Below are 274 nucleotides of genomic sequence, written 5' to 3' on the forward strand. Positions count from 1 at the left end.
CAGCGAGACACCGCCCGCCGTCCAGTCGACGTGCGGGGTCGGCGCATCGACGTGCAGGGTCTGCGGCAGCACACCGTGCCGCATCGCCATCACCATCTTTATCACACCCGCCACACCGGCAGCCGCCTGCGTGTGACCGATGTTCGACTTCACCGAGCCCAGCCACAGCGGCCGTTCCTCCGACCGCTCCTGGCCGTAGGTGGCCAGCAGCGCCTGCGCCTCGATCGGGTCGCCCAGTCGCGTACCCGTACCGTGCGCCTCGACCGCGTCGATC

At 70.1% G+C, this 274-nt stretch carries 1 protein-coding gene; it reads right to left on the reverse strand.

Annotated elements, in window-relative coordinates; all coding sequences use genetic code 11:
* The coding region (locus tag UK12_RS35570) for a hypothetical protein (protein ID WP_045307366.1) at positions 1 to 274 on the reverse strand (274 nt) is incomplete at both ends.

Origin of the sequence: Saccharothrix sp. ST-888 (genome assembly GCF_000955975.1) — a bacterium.
Classification (GTDB): domain Bacteria; phylum Actinomycetota; class Actinomycetes; order Streptomycetales; family Streptomycetaceae; genus Kitasatospora.